The organism is Enterococcus sp. H57, from assembly GCF_003112495.1.
GTDB lineage: Bacteria > Bacillota > Bacilli > Lactobacillales > Enterococcaceae > Enterococcus_B > Enterococcus_B faecium.
In genome coordinates this window covers 1-17,018 of sequence record NZ_BEHC01000029.1, presented here as the reverse complement: position 1 = coordinate 17,018, position 17,018 = coordinate 1, and the positions used below count along the sequence as shown (strand labels likewise).

Annotated in this window: 13 protein-coding genes; all 13 read left to right on the top strand. The window is 39.4% G+C overall.

Translation table 11 applies throughout. The features are described from left to right. Positions 1 to 427: 427 nt before the first annotated feature. The 13 genes from dnaA to DIZ30_RS06775 all read left to right on the top strand — a co-directional run bounded on the left by dnaA (position 428) and on the right by DIZ30_RS06775 (position 16,753). Positions 428 to 1,762 (top strand): chromosomal replication initiator protein DnaA, encoded by a 1,335-nt coding sequence (gene dnaA, locus DIZ30_RS06835; RefSeq protein ID WP_002288360.1) that lies wholly within the window; start codon positions 428 to 430, stop codon positions 1,760 to 1,762. Between the two features lie 197 nt (positions 1,763 to 1,959). Further along, positions 1,960 to 3,090, top strand: coding sequence for a DNA polymerase III subunit beta (dnaN, locus tag DIZ30_RS06830; protein WP_002288361.1), 1,131 nt, complete (start codon positions 1,960 to 1,962; stop codon positions 3,088 to 3,090). A gap of 228 nt (positions 3,091 to 3,318) precedes the next feature. Then, positions 3,319 to 3,561, top strand: coding sequence for a S4 domain-containing protein YaaA (yaaA, locus tag DIZ30_RS06825; protein WP_002295251.1), 243 nt, complete (start codon positions 3,319 to 3,321; stop codon positions 3,559 to 3,561). Further along, positions 3,548 to 4,672 carry a DNA replication/repair protein RecF gene (gene recF / locus DIZ30_RS06820; RefSeq protein ID WP_002288363.1) on the top strand — a complete coding sequence of 375 codons (1,125 nt, stop codon included), beginning with the start codon at positions 3,548 to 3,550 and terminating at the stop codon, positions 4,670 to 4,672. The genes yaaA and recF overlap by 14 nt, the downstream gene beginning before the upstream one ends. Beyond that, positions 4,669 to 6,615: a DNA topoisomerase (ATP-hydrolyzing) subunit B gene (gene gyrB, locus DIZ30_RS06815; protein WP_002288364.1), complete on the top strand. Its 1,947-nt coding sequence runs from the start codon at positions 4,669 to 4,671 to the stop codon at positions 6,613 to 6,615. Before recF ends, gyrB begins: the two co-directional genes overlap by 4 nt. Before the next feature lie 19 nt (positions 6,616 to 6,634). Further along, positions 6,635 to 9,106: a DNA gyrase subunit A gene (gene gyrA / locus DIZ30_RS06810; RefSeq protein ID WP_002288365.1), complete on the top strand. Its 2,472-nt coding sequence runs from the start codon at positions 6,635 to 6,637 to the stop codon at positions 9,104 to 9,106. A gap of 235 nt (positions 9,107 to 9,341) precedes the next feature. After that, a complete protein-coding gene (gene rpsF, locus DIZ30_RS06805; RefSeq protein WP_002288366.1) occupies positions 9,342 to 9,641 on the top strand; it encodes a 30S ribosomal protein S6 in 300 nt (99 codons plus the stop codon). A gap of 49 nt (positions 9,642 to 9,690) precedes the next feature. After that, complete coding sequence (ssb, locus tag DIZ30_RS06800) at positions 9,691 to 10,203, top strand: single-stranded DNA-binding protein (protein WP_002299768.1); 513 nt, start codon at positions 9,691 to 9,693, stop codon at positions 10,201 to 10,203. Between the two features lie 25 nt (positions 10,204 to 10,228). Further along, the gene (rpsR, locus tag DIZ30_RS06795) at positions 10,229 to 10,465 is read left to right on the top strand and encodes a 30S ribosomal protein S18 (RefSeq protein WP_002288370.1); all 237 of its coding nucleotides are present in this window, start codon (positions 10,229 to 10,231) and stop codon (positions 10,463 to 10,465) included. A 142-nt stretch (positions 10,466 to 10,607) separates the two neighbouring features. After that, the gene (locus tag DIZ30_RS06790; protein ID WP_002288371.1) at positions 10,608 to 12,581 is read left to right on the top strand and encodes a DHH family phosphoesterase; all 1,974 of its coding nucleotides are present in this window, start codon (positions 10,608 to 10,610) and stop codon (positions 12,579 to 12,581) included. Positions 12,582 to 12,586: 5 nt separating this feature from the next. After that, positions 12,587 to 13,039, top strand: a complete 453-nt coding sequence (rplI, locus tag DIZ30_RS06785) for a 50S ribosomal protein L9 (RefSeq protein WP_002288372.1) — start codon at positions 12,587 to 12,589, stop codon at positions 13,037 to 13,039. 273 nt (positions 13,040 to 13,312) lie between these two features. Continuing rightward, the gene (dnaB, locus tag DIZ30_RS06780; protein ID WP_002288373.1) at positions 13,313 to 14,680 is read left to right on the top strand and encodes a replicative DNA helicase; all 1,368 of its coding nucleotides are present in this window, start codon (positions 13,313 to 13,315) and stop codon (positions 14,678 to 14,680) included. A 780-nt stretch (positions 14,681 to 15,460) separates the two neighbouring features. After that, the gene (locus DIZ30_RS06775) at positions 15,461 to 16,753 is read left to right on the top strand and encodes an adenylosuccinate synthase (RefSeq protein WP_002288375.1); all 1,293 of its coding nucleotides are present in this window, start codon (positions 15,461 to 15,463) and stop codon (positions 16,751 to 16,753) included. Positions 16,754 to 17,018 lie beyond the last annotated feature (265 nt).

The following is a 17,018-nucleotide window of genomic DNA, read 5'->3' as shown; positions in this document are numbered from 1 at the left end:
AGATCGATTGTTAAAACTTATCCACAAGATTATTTTTTTCTATGGGAATCCTATGTGGAAAAAGTTATGCACAGGGATTATCCACAGATAATAAATGGCTGGTTTTACACAGAAAACACACGTGTAAAAAAAGTAATCCACAATCAGGTGATTTCCTGTGTATTCCGTCTCCTAACTATTGGTATATCTATATTTTTTATCCACAGACGCAAGAGTAAATCTATTGATTTTTACGAGTTTTCCACCTGTGCATTAGTGGTGTGGAAAACTTTTTTTGACAACTGTGTTTTTCTCTTTTTTCTTTTTGTCGATTGTGTGGATAATTGTAAATTAAAAAATTTTTTTCTTCGGTTTCTGTGGAAAACTATTGAAAAAAATGCTAAATTAGTACTAGTTATTCACTTTTTAATGAAGGAGGAGGCCTTATATGGTATCCCTCGATGCTTTATGGAATGAATTAAAAGCAACATACCAAAAGGATTTATCGCCTGCTAGCTATAATACATGGATCGAAACAGCGAACCCTCGAACCCTTGATCAAAACCAGCTCGTTGTTGAGGTTCCTAGCAAGATTCATAAAGAATATTGGGAAAAAAACCTGGCGACAAAAATCGTTGAAGTCGGTTATATGTTATCAGGAAATGAGATTATCCCTCGCTTTATTACTGGCGAAGAAGCAGAGCAAGAAGAAGTTATAGAAGAAAAAAATCCAAAAGTTGTGGCACCTAGTCCGCTAAAAAAAGCCATGCTGAACCCTAAATATACCTTTGATACGTTTGTCATTGGTAAAGGAAACCAGATGGCTCATGCAGCAGCGCTCGTTGTAGCAGAAGATCCAGGTTCTATTTATAACCCGCTCTTCTTTTATGGAGGCGTGGGACTTGGTAAGACTCACTTGATGCATGCAATTGGTCATCAAATGCTGCAAAGTCAGCCTAATGCCAAAGTAAAATATGTAAGCAGTGAAACTTTTGCTAATGATTTCATCAATTCGATCCAAAACAAAACAGCAGAAGAGTTCCGTCAAGAATATCGAAATGTTGATTTACTGCTAGTGGATGACATTCAATTTTTTGCAGAAAAAGAAGCTACGCAAGAAGAGTTTTTCCATACTTTCAATGCCTTGTACAATGAAGGGAAACAAATCGTACTAACCAGTGATCGGTTGCCAAACGAGATTCCGAAACTGCAAGAACGCCTCGTTTCTCGCTTTGCATGGGGGCTGTCTGTTGATATTACACCGCCGGATCTTGAAACAAGAACAGCGATTTTACGTAAAAAAGCGGCGGCTGAACGTCTAGAGATCCCAGATGACACACTAAGCTACATCGCAGGACAAATTGATTCTAACATTCGTGAATTAGAAGGTGCGCTTGTTCGAGTGCAAGCTTTTGCTGCGATGAATAGTGAAGATATTTCGACTAGTCTAGCTGCAGACGCACTGAAAACGTTAAAATCAGGAAAAGGACATCCTCAATTGTCAATCCTGCAGATCCAAGAAGAAGTGGCAAAGTATTATCACATCCAATTGAAAGATCTCAAAGGAAAGAAACGCGTCAAATCTATTGTTGTTCCTAGACAAATCGCTATGTATTTGGCACGTGAGCTCACAGATAATTCTTTACCGAAAATCGGAGCTGAATTCGGTGGCAAGGATCATACAACGGTTATCCATGCTCATGAAAAAATCCAGCAGCTGATGGATTCTAGTGTCAGTATGCAAAATGAAGTATCAGAAATCAAAAACTTTTTACTAAATTAATTTGTCGATTCTATCAACTGAAAATAGCATGTGGATAAAAGAAAAAAACGTTCAAAAGTTATGCACACTTTTTCCACAGCTGTTTTTTCGTTTCTCTCTTACGTTTTTTGAGTTTTCCACAGAATCAACATGCCCTATTACTTTTATTATTCTTTTTAACTAATAATAAATAAACAAACATTCAAAGGAGATACATCATGAAAGTTACTTTAAACCGAGCTAGCTTTATGCAGGAATTGCAAACTGTTCAACGAGCTATTTCAAGCAAAACCACGATCCCTATTTTGACAGGTGTAAAAATCACACTGACACAAGAAGGTTTGACTTTGACGGGGAGCAACGCTGATATATCAATTGAAACTTTTTTGTCTGTTGAAAACGAAAAAGCAAATATGCAAATCGAATCTACTGGTTCCATTGTTTTACAAGCACGTTTCTTTAGCGAAATCATTCGGAGACTTCCTGAAGAAACATTTACTTTAGAAGTTTTAGAAAATAAACAAGTAGCGATTACTTCTGGAAAAGCGAATTTTATCGTAAATGGATTAGATGCAGATAACTATCCTCATCTTCCTGTTGTCGAAAGCCATAACCAGATGAAATTACCTGTACACGTATTGACTAAACTAATCAACGAAACAGTTTTTGCTGTCTCACAACATGAGAGTCGTCCAATCTTGACAGGTGTGCATTTCATTTTATCTGATAATTCTTTATTGGCTGTAGCTACTGATTCTCACCGTCTAAGTCAACGCGTGATTCCAGTAGAACAAGCGGCTGATCATTTTGATATTGTTATTCCTGGAAAAAGTTTGATCGAATTATCTCGCTCATTAACAAATGAAGAAGAAATCGTCGAAATCAGCATTATGGAAAACCAAGTGTTGTTCAAAACAGAAACGATGTATTTCTATTCCCGTTTGCTAGAAGGAAACTATCCTGATACCAATCGTTTGATTCCTTCAAGTTTTAATACAGAGGTTGAATTTTCTGTTCCTAGCTTTTTAGCGGCGATCGAACGGGCTTCTTTACTTTCTCATGAAGGCCGTAACAACATCGTTCGTTTATCTATTCGTCCAGATGCGGTTGTTTTATACGGAAATTCGCCAGAAATCGGGAAAGTAGAAGAAAGCTTGAGTTATACAGCAAGCAGTGGCGATCCATTAGATATTTCTTTCAATCCGGATTATATGAAAGCAGCGTTGCGTGCATTTGGAGATATGAGCATCAAAGTGAAATTTATCTCTGCTATTCGTCCATTTACATTGGAACCAACGGAAGATGGCGTTCAATTTATTCAGCTGATTACTCCTGTACGTACAAATTAACAATGATTTTCATTGTTCTTGAAAATTTAATTGAAAAGAAATAGAAAAAATAAAATTTTAAACAGAAGGCCCTAAAATCTCTTTTAAGGCTTTCTGTTTATTTTTGTTTAAATCACCTTTTTTAGATTAAATCGTCTTATATGGAAAAATATATGGATAAATTTGTTTTATTGCGAAAAAAAAGGTATAATAGAGTATACTTTTAATAATGAAAATGAGGGATGGGCATTGAAACAACAAGTCATTCTAAATACGGAATTCATGACGTTGGGCCAAATGTTGAAAGAAGTCACAGTTATCGGTAGTGGCGGACAAGCAAAATGGTATTTGGCAGAAAACACTGTGTTAGTCGATGGCGAACCAGAAAATCGTCGTGGACGCAAACTTTATCCCGGCATGATGGTTGAAGTTCCAGAAGTAGGAACTTTTTTTATGGTAAAAAAAGGAAACGACGATAATGAGGCTGAATAAGCTGTATTTAAAAAATTATCGAAATTACGAAGAGCTGAACATCGAATTTTCCAAGAACCTCGTCATCTTTTTAGGAGAAAATGCGCAAGGAAAAACGAATCTTTTGGAAAGTATCTACGTATTAGCTATGACGCGAAGTCATCGGACAAGTAGTGAGCAGGAATTGATTGGCTGGACTGACGATCAGGCGATGATTCAAGGAGAGATCACAAAAGGTTCATCCACTCTTCCATTAGAAATCTTATTATCTAAAAAAGGCCGAAAAACCAAGATCAACCATATCGAACAAAAAAAGTTAAGTACTTACGTGGGACAAATGAATGTCATTTTATTTGCACCAGAAGATCTTTCTTTAGTAAAAGGCAGCCCGCAGATCAGGCGGAAGTTTTTAGATATGGAATTAGGCCAGATCAATCCAATCTATCTTTATGATCTTGTCCAATACCAAGCAATTTTGAAACAAAGAAACCAGTATTTAAAGCAATTGAATGAAAAAAAACAAACTGATTTGCTTTATTTGGATATTTTGTCCGAACAACTAGCAGCGTTTGGCAGCAAAGTATTGAAAGCAAGAGCACAGTTCGTCAAGCGATTGGAGTTTTGGGCTAATTCTTTGCATCAGCAAATCACCCATCAAAAAGAGCAGCTGGAAATCGAGTATCTCACCGCAGTCGATTCTTTAGAAACACATACGCAAGAGCAAATCCAAGAACAATTTCTCGCACTTTTGAACCAAAATAAAAAGAAAGACCTTTTTCGGGGAACAACGACAGTTGGTCCTCATCGTGACGATCTTTCCTTTTTTATTAATCAGAAAAATGTGCAGACTTATGGATCGCAAGGACAGCAAAGAACAACTGCACTAAGTGTCAAATTAGCAGAAATCGATTTGATTAAAGAAGAGACAGGGGAATATCCAATCCTTTTGTTAGATGATGTGATGAGCGAGCTGGATGATAATCGTCAACTCCATCTGCTAGAAACAATCGAAGGAAAAGTTCAAACGTTCTTAACAACAACGACACTTGACCATGTAAAAAATAAAATGACTGTTGAACCTGAGATTTTTTATGTTCAACAAGGGAAACTAAAAGGAGAAGAAACTGAATGACAGAAGAAAGAAGTTTAGTAGAACGCGCTAAAGAGTATGATGCCAGTCAGATTCAAGTACTTGAAGGACTTGAAGCCGTTCGTAAACGACCTGGCATGTATATCGGTTCGACTAGTTCTGAGGGTCTGCATCACCTTGTTTGGGAAATTGTCGATAATTCGATCGATGAAGTATTAGCAGGTTTTGCAACGAAAATCCATGTGATTATTGAAAAAGACAACAGTATCACCGTTATTGACGACGGTCGGGGGATACCTGTAGATATCCAGGCAAAAACTGGACGTCCTGCAGTTGAAACGGTCTTTACTGTTTTACATGCTGGAGGAAAATTCGGCGGTGGTGGGTACAAAGTTTCTGGTGGACTTCACGGAGTAGGATCTTCTGTTGTTAACGCGCTTTCTACACAGCTTGATGTCAAAGTATACAAAGAAGGAAATGTGTACTATCAAGAATATCGTCGTGGAGCTGTAGTGGACGACTTAAAGATTATCGAACAAACGGATCGCCATGGAACAACGGTTCACTTTACGCCAGACCCTGAAATTTTTACAGAGACAACTGAGTTTGATTTTTCAAAATTGGCTACCCGGATCCGTGAACTTGCTTTCTTGAACCGCGGGATGCGTATATCGATTGAAGACAAACGAGAAGAAGAACCAGTCATCAATGAATACCATTATGACGGCGGGATCAAAAGTTATGTCGAATACTTGAATGCAAACAAAACCGTGATTTTTCCAGAACCTGTATATTTGGAAGGTGAACAGCAAGATATCGCAGTTGAAGTCTCTATGCAATATACAGACGGCTACCATTCCAATATCATGAGTTTTGCCAACAATATCCATACGTATGAAGGCGGAACACATGAATCAGGATTCAAGACTGCTTTAACTCGTGTGATAAATGATTATGCCCGAAAACAAAAGCTGATGAAAGAAAATGACGACAACTTGACCGGTGAAGACGTGCGAGAAGGATTGACAGCTGTTATTTCTATCAAGCATCCTGACCCTCAATTCGAAGGACAAACAAAAACAAAATTGGGCAATTCCGAAGTACGGACAGTCACTGATCGGTTATTTAGCGAACATTTCATGAAATTCTTGCTGGAAAACCCAAGTGTGGGCCGTCAAATTGTTGAAAAAGGATTACTAGCTTCCAGAGCTCGTCTAGCAGCGAAACGTGCGCGTGAAGTAACGAGACGTAAAGGTGCTTTAGAGATTAGTAATCTGCCAGGAAAATTAGCGGACTGCTCTAGCAACGATCCTGAAAAATGCGAATTGTTCATCGTCGAAGGAGATTCGGCCGGCGGATCAGCTAAGCAAGGTCGTAATCGAGAGTTTCAAGCCATCTTGCCTATTCGTGGGAAAATCTTGAATGTTGAAAAAGCAAGCATGGACAAGATCTTGGCAAATGAAGAGATCCGGTCTTTATTTACTGCTATGGGTACAGGGTTTGGAGAAGATTTTGATGTATCGAAAGCTCGCTACCACAAATTAGTTATCATGACTGATGCCGATGTCGACGGCGCGCATATCCGTACATTGCTGCTGACTCTTTTTTATCGTTACATGCGTCCTATTGTTGAAGCTGGATACGTCTATATTGCTCAGCCACCTTTATACGGGGTAAAACAAGGGAAGAATATTACGTATGTACAACCAGGAAAAAATGCAGAAGAAGAGTTGAAACAAGTCGTTGCTTCACTTCCTGCCTCACCAAAACCAAGCGTTCAGCGTTATAAAGGACTTGGAGAAATGGATGATCATCAACTATGGGAAACAACTATGGACCCAAGCAATCGGATGATGGCCCGCGTCAGTGTGGACGATGCTATTGCAGCAGATCAGATATTTGAAATGTTGATGGGGGATCGAGTAGAACCCCGTCGTGCATTCATCGAGGAAAATGCACACTATGTGAAGAACTTAGATATTTAATCATGAAGGAGGAAAAAGAATGAGTGAAGAAATCAGAGAAAACATCCATGATGTCAATCTAACCAGCGAAATGAAAGACTCCTTCATCGATTATGCGATGAGTGTTATTGTCGCACGTGCACTTCCTGATGTCAGAGATGGTCTGAAACCCGTTCACCGCCGTATTTTATACGGCATGAACGAATTAGGTGTAACACCGGATAAAGCCCATAAAAAATCTGCCAGAATCGTCGGAGATGTCATGGGTAAATACCATCCTCATGGAGACAGTGCGATCTATGAGTCAATGGTACGGATGGCGCAGCCATTCAGCTACCGTTATATGCTAGTGGATGGTCATGGAAACTTTGGTTCTGTTGACGGTGACGGTGCCGCCGCTATGCGTTATACCGAAGCACGGATGAGCAAAATCGCTACAGAAATGCTGCGTGATATCAATAAGAACACTGTTGATTTCCAAAGCAACTATGATGATACAGAAAAAGAACCAGTTGTACTACCTGCTCGCTTCCCGAATCTTTTAGTGAACGGAACAACGGGGATCGCCGTAGGTATGGCCACGAATATCCCACCTCATAACTTGTCTGAGGTAGTAGCGGCTATCGATTTGCTGATGGATAATCCTGATGTGACGACCAATGAATTGATGGAAGTATTACCTGGACCAGATTTTCCAACAGGTGGTTTGGTTATGGGAAAATCAGGAATCCGAAGAGCGTATGAAACAGGTAAGGGTTCTATTACCGTACGTGCAAAAGTTGAGATTACTGAGATGCCAAATGGTAAAGAACGGATCATCGTGACAGAATTGCCTTATATGGTCAATAAAGCAAAATTGATCGAACGGATTTCTGAACTGCACAGAGACAAGCGTATCGAAGGGATCACAGATTTGCGGGACGAATCTTCCCGTGAAGGTATGCGGATCGTCATTGACATCCGTCGTGACGCCAGCGCATCCGTTATCTTGAATAACTTATATAAATTGACATCCTTGCAAAATTCATTTGGATTCAATATGTTGGCGATCGAAAAAGGTGTGCCGAAAGTTTTGAGCTTGAAACAAATTCTTGAAAACTATATCGAACATCAGCGCGAAGTCATCACAAGACGGACAGTCTTTGAAAAAGAAAAAGCAGAAGCAAGGGCACACATTTTAGAAGGTTTGCGTATTGCTTTGGATCATATCGATGAAATAATTGCGATTATCCGCGGGTCTAAATCAGATGACGAAGCAAAAGCGACGATGATCGAACGGTTCGATTTATCCGATCGCCAGTCTCAAGCTATTTTAGATATGCGTTTACGCCGATTGACCGGTTTGGAACGGGAAAAAATCGAAAATGAATACCAAGAACTCTTAAAACTGATTGAAGATTTAACTGACATTCTGGCAAGACCAGAACGTGTTACAGAAATCATCAAGAATGAATTAGCAGACTTGAATCAACGATTTGGTGATAAACGACGCACAGAATTACTAGTCGGTGAGGTCTTAAGTCTGGAAGATGAAGATTTAATCGAAGAAGAAGAAATCGTTATTACATTGACAAACAATGGTTACATCAAACGTTTGGCAAATAATGAATTCAGAGCTCAACGAAGGGGTGGACGTGGTGTCCAAGGAATGGGTATCCACAATGACGACTTCGTCAAAAATCTGGTTTCTTGTTCTACCCATGATACATTGTTATTCTTTACGAATAACGGAAAAGTGTATCGGGCAAAAGGATACGAAATTCCAGAATACGGGCGTACAGCCAAAGGAATACCAATTATCAATTTACTAGGTATCGATTCGAGTGAAAGCATCCAGGCAATCATTGCGGTGACGGGAGAAGCAGAAGAAGGCCACTATCTCTTCTTTACGACGCGTCAAGGTACAGTAAAACGTACTTCTGTCACTGCTTTTGCTAACATCCGAAGTAATGGTCTGATCGCAATTGGTTTGAAAGAAGACGATGAGCTCGTCAATGTGCTACTGACAGATGGTCAATCTAATATCATTATTGGAACACATAACGGCTACTCTGTCACTTTCAAAGAAGAAGCAGTCCGCGATATGGGACGTACAGCTTCCGGGGTCAGAGGGATACGCCTGCGTGAGGAAGATTATGTCGTTGGGGCAGCCTTAATGAAGGAAAATCAAGAAGTATTAGTGATCACAGAAAAAGGTTACGGAAAACGGACAAAAGTATCGGAATATCCAGTGAAAGGCCGCGGAGGTAAAGGGATCAAAACGGCGAACATCACTGAAAAAAATGGTCCACTAGCTGGATTGACCACTGTTTCTGGAGATGAAGACATCATGCTGATTACAGATAAAGGTGTCATTATCCGTTTCAACGTATCGACTGTTTCTCAAACTGGACGTTCAACATTAGGCGTACGTTTGATGAAGATGGAAGCTGATACGAAAGTTGTCACGATGGCAGCAGTCGAACCAGAAGCTGCAGAACAAACAGTTGAAGAACAAGGATCAGAAGAATAACCATCAAGACTAATTGTGTAAGCTAGCAAGAATGACCGATTAAAAAATCTGGTTATTCCTGCTGGCTTTTTTGATTAGTTGAATTTCTCTTAAAATATTCGAAACTGTTCATTCTGTATTGCTTTTGACCAAAATAGAGTGTATAATCAGAGCTTGTGAGTAGTCTAATTAATTAGATAACTCTCCTTGCTCTTAGGAACCTAAGAGCCGAAAGTCCACAGGGAGGTGAATATCAATGGAAAACACGAAATATGAAATCATGTACATTATTCGTCCAAACATTGATGAAGAAGCAAAAACTGCTTTAATCGAACGTTTCGATGCAATCTTGAAAGATAACGGAGCAGAAGTTATCGAATCAAAAGATTGGGAAAAACGCCGTTTCGCTTATGAAATGAACGGTTACCGTGAAGGTATCTATCACATCGTTAAAGTATCTTCTCCATCATCAGCAAATGCTGTCAATGAATTTGACCGTCTTGCTAAAATCAACGACGATATCATTCGTCACATGATTGTTAAAGAAGAAGCTTAGTTGTTGTTTCATGTGAAACAATAGAAAACGATGAGAGGAGATGACTATTTTGATTAATAATGTTGTATTAGTTGGACGTCTGACGAAAGATCCAGATTTGCGTTACACAGCAAGTGGTACGGCAGTCGCAACATTTACTTTGGCTGTGAATCGTAATTTTACAAACCAAAGCGGCAATCGCGAGGCTGATTTTATCAACTGTGTGATTTGGCGCAAATCAGCAGAAACTTTAGCAAACTATGCTCGTAAAGGAACACTTGTAGGTGTTACTGGACGTATCCAAACTCGTTCTTATGATAATCAGCAAGGACAACGTGTATACGTGACAGAAGTAGTAGCTGACAACTTCCAATTGCTGGAAAGTCGTTCTGCATCTGAAAATCGCCAACAAAGCGGCGGATTCCAAAGTTCTGGTCAATCAGCTGGCGGATTTGGCGGAAACAATAACTCTAATCAAACATCTCAATCATCCAACGGTATGCCTGATTTCGACCGTGATACTTCTGACCCATTCGGCTCAAGTTCAACGATCGACATTTCAGACGATGATTTACCATTCTAAACGAATTTGATAGGAGGGAAATAGAATGGCACAACAAAGAAGAGGCGGACGTAAACGTCGTAAAGTAGACTACATTGCTGCTAACCATATTGAATATATCGATTATAAAGATATCGAATTACTAAAAAGATTTATTTCAGAACGCGGTAAAATCTTGCCACGTCGTGTAACTGGTACAGGCGCTAAAAACCAACGTAAAATTACTGTTGCAATCAAACGCGCTCGTATCATGGGCTTGCTACCTTTCGTTAGTGAAGACTAATAAATCCTAGGAATTGAATGACTGATCCTTTTGATCAGCTATTCAATTCCTTTTTTTCTGTAAAAATAACCTCTATTCGTTTAGTCGCTCGAATGACGAAAGTTATGGTAAAATCAAATTAGTCATATATGGGAGGAAAATTATGGAAAATAAAAACAATCATTTATCCCCGAAACCTCTCTTCCTTATCCTGTTTATATTAATCGAAGTATTGGTAGTCTTAATTTTACCATTTCGTTTTGTTAGCGCTTCGGTCATTCTATTGATGAATTTATGGGGTGTTCGCTATTGGTTGAAAATGAAACGTTGGCTTATTTTAAATAAACGTGAAAAAATCCAGCAGGCTTCGACTGTAGCTGAAACCAATCTAGCTTATGTCTCAGAAGTCATGCCTGTAGGAGTGATTGCTTATCAGCCATCAAGCCAAAAAATCGAATGGCTCAATCCATTAGCATTGAAAATCAAAGATCAAAGTGGATTAACAGAGGAAGAATTGCTAGATACTTTTTTTACTGCAAAAGAAAAAAAGAAAAACCAAGTCTATCTAGCAGATAAAACATTTCAGTTTGATATGGATACAGTAAAGGGTGTTGTTTATTTTAATGATATTACCCAAAACCAGTTGTTAAAACTCCATCAGACGAACAGTCAGCCGGTGATTGGTATTTTATCTATTGATAACTATGCAGATGCCATTGATAAATTAGATGACAAAGAGATTTCTTATTTGAACTCTTTCGTCACTACACTAGTTTCTGACTGGATGAATGAATACCATGTCTTTTTCAAAAGAATCAACGCAGAACGGTTTTTCTTCGTCGCACAGATGATCGATCTGAAAAAGATGATGGATAAAAAATTTGATTTGCTGGATCGCTTTCGAGCAGAAGCTGAAAAACAGAGCTCGCCTATCACCCTTAGTATGGGGATTGCTTATGGCTCAAGAACCCTCGATGAAATCGGTGGAGAAGCTCAGAATAATTTAGATGTTGCTTTAGTCCGTGGAGGCGACCAAGTTGTCGTGAAAGAGGTAAAAGAAGGAGCAAAACCTGTTTATTATGGGGGGAAATCTGCTAAGAATGTCAAACGCACGCGTGTTCGTTCTCGAGCGATGAGTACCGCTTTGCGTCGGATTTTTGATGAAACAGGCGATGTGTTTATCATGGGGCACAAGTTTCCGGATATGGATGCTTTAGGCTCTGCTTTTGGTGTCAGTTGTCTGGCACGCTTCAACCAGAAAAAAGCTTACATCGTTATCAACGAGAACGAGATCATTCCAGATGTAGAACGGTGTCTTGAAGAAATCCATAAGCATCCTGAATTAGAAATGCAACTAATCTCTCCAGAACGTGCCATAGAGCTGAAAAAAGAAGAGGACCTCCTCGTGATGGTGGATTACCATAAACCTTCTCTATCGATCTCTCAGGGCCTATATGAGCAATTTGATAAGATTGTGATCATTGATCACCATCGTCGTGGGGAAGAGTTTCCAAGTAAACCTCTGCTGACTTATATTGAATCTTCAGCTTCTTCAGCTTCAGAGCTAGTTTCTGAGCTGATCCAATACCAAAGCAGCAAAACAAATCGCTTAGATCGTTTTGAGGCCACATTATTGCTTGCAGGGATGGTTGTAGATACAAATAGTTTCAATGTCCGTACAACTGCACGAACTTTTGACGTTGCCAGCTATTTAAGGTCTTGTGGAGCAGACGCATCCTTAGTACAATATTTATTGAGCTCGGATTTAGCGACATACTTGGAGATCAGCAATTTGATTGCTGGAAGCGACTATGTGACTTCTGATATTGTTGTGGCGGCAGGGACAGACGAAAAAGAGTATAATAGTGTTATAGCAGCAAAAACAGCAGATACATTGCTTTCGATGATCAATATCAATGCAGCTTTTGTCATTACAAAGCGGACAGACGGCTTGATTGGGATCAGTGCCAGAAGTACCGGCACGATCAACGTCCAAATCATCATGGAATCCTTAGGTGGCGGAGGACACTTCACAAACGCAGCTACTCAACTGGAAAATACGACAGTTGAGGAAACAAAACAGAAGCTATTTGCTGCAATCAAAGAAAATATGAATCAAATATATGATAAGGAGTAATCCAAATGAAAGTAATTTTTTTACAAGATGTAAAAGGAAAAGGTAAAAAAGGGGACATCAAAGAAGTTCCAGCAGGTTATGCACAAAATTATCTAATCAAAAATAACTTGGCAAAAGAAGCAACGAAAAGCAGTATCAGTCAGTTAGCAGGACAAAAGAAAGCGCAAGAAAAACACGAAGCTGAAATCTTGGAAGAAGCTAAAAAGTTAAAAGAATTCTTGGAAAAAGAAGATACTGTAGTCGAATTGAAGGCGAAAGCAGGGGAAGACAGCCGTTTGTTTGGTTCGATCCCTTCAAAACAAATTGCTGAAGGGTTAAACAAACAATACAAAATCAAATTAGATAAACGAAAAATCGAATTAGAAAATCCGATCCGTTCACTAGGCTACACAAACGTACCTGTTAAGCTTCATCATGAGGTGACGGCTACGATCAAAGTTCATGTCGTACAAGAATAACAAATCTTGATAGCGATGTTCAGCTGGTAAGTATAACCAGAAGGAGAAAAGACAAACCGAAATTTATCTGAGAAAACAGCTGCAGCAATGAAAGCAAAAGCTGCAAATCGATTTCAGATTGATTTCGGTTTCTTTTTTGGGAACAGCAAAATAATATAAAGAAAACGAGTATAATAAAAGAGAACTATTTTTTTATTACACTTTCGGTACGAATGATGACTTTTCTCTCATTTTCTTGTAAAATGAAGCAATTGAAGACAAGGAGCGATACGTATGAATGAAGTGTGGCAGGATCGAATCCCACCGCAAAATATTGAAGCTGAACAAGCGGTTTTAGGCTCTGTTTTTCTTGACGCAGAAACGATCATTGATGCCATGGAGTACATAGAGCCAAAAGACTTTTATCGTCGCGGCCATCAAATTATTTTTGAGACAATGATCGAGTTAAATGATCGTAATGAAGCGATTGACGTGGTTACTGTCAAAGACCGGCTGGAACAAGCCAATTTGTTAGAAGATGCCGGTGGTTTAAGTTATCTCTCAGACTTGGCATTAGCAGTTCCGACAGCAGCAAATATCGTCTACTATGCGAAAATCGTTGAAGAAAAATCATTGCTGCGTACATTGATCCAGACAGCAACAGGAATCGTTACGAAAGGATTCGAGCAAGGAGAAGAAGTTCAAACAATTTTAGATGATGCCGAACGCAGTATCTTGGAGGTTTCGGAAAAAAGAAATCGAAGCGGCTTTTTATCTATTGCTGAAGTACTGAACTCCACGATTGAAAATATCGATCGACTAGCTCAAAACAATGAAGAAATCACAGGTCTACCAACTGGCTATCAAGGTCTGGATAAAATGACAGCAGGTTTCCAGCCCGAAGAACTAATCATTCTTGCTGCACGTCCAGCGGTAGGTAAAACAGCGTTCGCATTGAATATTGCTCAAAATGTAGGAACAAAAACAGATCGTTCTGTTGCGATATTCAGTTTGGAAATGGGGGCAGAATCTCTTGTAAATCGGATGCTTTGTGCAGAAGGTTCGATTGAGGCCAGCCATTTACGTACAGGTCAGCTTTCGGAAGAAGAATGGTCGAATCTGATCGTTGCGATGGGGAGTCTTTCTCGAGCAAATATTTTTATCGATGATACACCAGGGATCAAAATCTCTGAAATCCGTGCGAAATGTCGGAAACTAGCTCAAGAAAAAGGCAATCTAGGCTTGATATTGATCGATTATTTGCAGTTGATTGAAGGTAACGGTAAAGAGAACCGTCAACAAGAAGTATCAGATATCTCTCGCCAACTGAAAAAACTGGCGAAAGAGCTGAAAGTACCTGTCATTGCTCTTTCACAGTTATCTCGTGGAGTAGAACAGCGACAAGACAAACGACCAGTGCTAAGTGATATTCGTGAATCCGGATCAATTGAACAAGATGCGGACATCGTAGCCTTCTTGTATCGAGATGATTATTATGAAAGAGAAGGCGGAGATGACGATGATGGAAACGAGCCAAAAAATGACAACGTCATCGAAGTCATCATCGAGAAGAACCGAAGCGGTGCACGAGGAACAGTTGAACTACTGTTTATCAAAGAATACAATAAGTTTTCGTCGCTTTCGCCAAGAGAAGAATTTTAAAGAAGAGGTTGTGAGCCTTGAGCAATGCCGAGAGCTCTCGTAAGAAGATGCAAGGAGTAACCGCAGGAACGACTAGAGTACTTAATTTAAACAGATCTCCAAAGGGATTGTGACAAAAGTCTTGTCACAGTCCCTTTTTCCGAATAAACGGTGTTCAATCAGCTGACCCTTGGTATTAGCTCAGCAAAAGTCAAAATATGAGGAACTATTTTGACTTTTGTTTCTCTAATACTCAGGTCAAAACGCTGATCTTACAACCTCTTTTCCTTAAACGGTGTTCTCCTGCCAACTCCTCGGTCACAAGTCACAATATCATCAAACATGAGAAGCAGTTTTTTGAAATTGCTCCTTGTGACTCAGAGTTAAACGGCAGGCTCACAACCTCTTTCTTAAACGGTGTTCAAAAGCTTGCATCTGCGGTAATACGCCCAATCAAACGAAAAATATGAGAAGCTATTTTTGTTTGGCTGTTCTTATTACTTGATGCAGGACAGCTTTTTCACAACCTCTGATTCACGGTGTTCCAAAAGTAGCTTCTTCGAAAAATAAGTCGAAATTTCACAAAAATTTGAGAAGCAATTTTCATACATTCCTTCTTATTTCTTGAAGCTGACCACTTCTGTTACAACCTTTTTTTTAACAATCACTCTAAAACGATAAAAGTTCGTTTTTTAAGCGTTTTTATAAAATAAAAATAAAAATCATTCGATTTTATTTGAAATATGTATCTATTATTGATATAATGGTTCAGGATTAAATAATATAGAACGAGGTGTTCACATGTCATCTGTAGTAGTAGTAGGTACGCAATGGGGCGATGAAGGGAAAGGAAAAATCACAGACTTTCTCAGTGAAAATGCTGAAGTGATTGCACGGTACCAAGGTGGCGACAATGCAGGGCACACAATTAAGTTTAACGGTGTGACTTATAAACTGCATTTGATTCCTTCTGGGATTTTTTATAAAGACAAGATCAGTGTGATCGGAAACGGCGTTGTAGTCAATCCTAAATCATTGGTTAAAGAATTAGCTTATTTACATGAAAAAGGTGTAGAAACAAGTAATTTGCGTATTTCTGACCGCGCGCACGTAATCTTGCCTTATCATATCAAATTGGACCAATTACAAGAAGATGCTAAGGGCGAAAACAAGATTGGTACAACGATTAAAGGAATCGGACCTGCCTATATGGATAAAGCAGCTCGTGTAGGTATCCGTATTGCAGACTTATTAGATAAAGAAATTTTTGAAGAACGTCTTCGTTTGAATCTAGATGACAAAAACCGTCAATTTGTAAAAATGTTTGATTCAGAACCACTTGATTTTGACGATATTTTTGAAGAATATTATGAATACGGACAACAAATCAAACAATACGTCACAGATACTTCCGTTATCTTGAATGATGCCTTGGATGCAGGCAAACGCGTGTTGTTTGAAGGCGCACAAGGTGTAATGCTGGATATCGACCAGGGAACTTATCCTTTTGTTACTTCTTCTAACCCAGTAGCCGGTGGGGTAACAATCGGAAGCGGTGTAGGGCCTTCAAAAATCAATAAAGTTGTCGGCGTCTGCAAAGCCTATACGTCACGTGTCGGTGATGGACCATTTCCAACTGAATTATTTGATGAAACAGGAGAACAAATCCGCGAAGTAGGACGAGAATACGGTACGACAACTGGTCGTCCGCGTCGTGTAGGCTGGTTTGATTCTGTAGTTATGCGCCATTCTAAACGAGTTTCAGGTATTACCAACCTATCTTTAAACTCGATCGATGTATTAAGTGGATTGGAAACAGTAAAAATTTGTACGGCTTATGAATTAGATGGCGAACTAATCTACCACTATCCAGCAAGCTTGAAAGAGTTGAACCGCTGCAAACCAATCTATGAAGAATTGCCAGGCTGGTCAGAAGACATTACAGGATGCAAAACACTAGCAGAACTGCCAGAAAACGCACGTAACTATGTACGTCGTATCTCAGAGCTTGTTGGTGTACGTATCTCAACATTTTCTGTCGGACCTGATAGAACACAAACAAACATCTTAGAAAGCGTCTGGGCGCAAATCTAAGGATAAAAACGACGACTGAATCAGGACGTTCTTACCAGAGCGAGTCGAAGTGTTTATCTATACGATAATAATAACTTGAAGAGGTAGTGAAAGAGACGTTTAGCCTTATTGCCGATAGGCTGTCTCTTGAACACTGTTTATTCAGAAAAAGGGACTGTGACAAAAACCGTGTGTAGTGACCCCCAAAAGTTAGACTTTTTTGGAGTGGAGAAATCCACTCCTTTTTTCATGCTCTAAAATGATATTTTTACACAACCGTTGCGGT

Bases quoted from the DNA above. Each gene is read 5' to 3' on its own strand.
- dnaA (WP_002288360.1), top strand. From the start codon at position 428: ATGGTATCCCTCGATGCTTTATGGAATGAATTAAAAGCAACATACCAA.
- dnaN (WP_002288361.1), top strand. From the start codon at position 1,960: ATGAAAGTTACTTTAAACCGAGCTAGCTTTATGCAGGAATTGCAAACT.
- recF (WP_002288363.1), top strand. From the start codon at position 3,548: ATGAGGCTGAATAAGCTGTATTTAAAAAATTATCGAAATTACGAAGAG.
- gyrB (WP_002288364.1), top strand. From the start codon at position 4,669: ATGACAGAAGAAAGAAGTTTAGTAGAACGCGCTAAAGAGTATGATGCC.
- gyrA (WP_002288365.1), top strand. From the start codon at position 6,635: ATGAGTGAAGAAATCAGAGAAAACATCCATGATGTCAATCTAACCAGC.
- rpsF (WP_002288366.1), top strand. From the start codon at position 9,342: ATGGAAAACACGAAATATGAAATCATGTACATTATTCGTCCAAACATT.
- rpsR (WP_002288370.1), top strand. From the start codon at position 10,229: ATGGCACAACAAAGAAGAGGCGGACGTAAACGTCGTAAAGTAGACTAC.
- DIZ30_RS06790 (WP_002288371.1), top strand. From the start codon at position 10,608: ATGGAAAATAAAAACAATCATTTATCCCCGAAACCTCTCTTCCTTATC.
- rplI (WP_002288372.1), top strand. From the start codon at position 12,587: ATGAAAGTAATTTTTTTACAAGATGTAAAAGGAAAAGGTAAAAAAGGG.
- dnaB (WP_002288373.1), top strand. From the start codon at position 13,313: ATGAATGAAGTGTGGCAGGATCGAATCCCACCGCAAAATATTGAAGCT.
- DIZ30_RS06775 (WP_002288375.1), top strand. From the start codon at position 15,461: ATGTCATCTGTAGTAGTAGTAGGTACGCAATGGGGCGATGAAGGGAAA.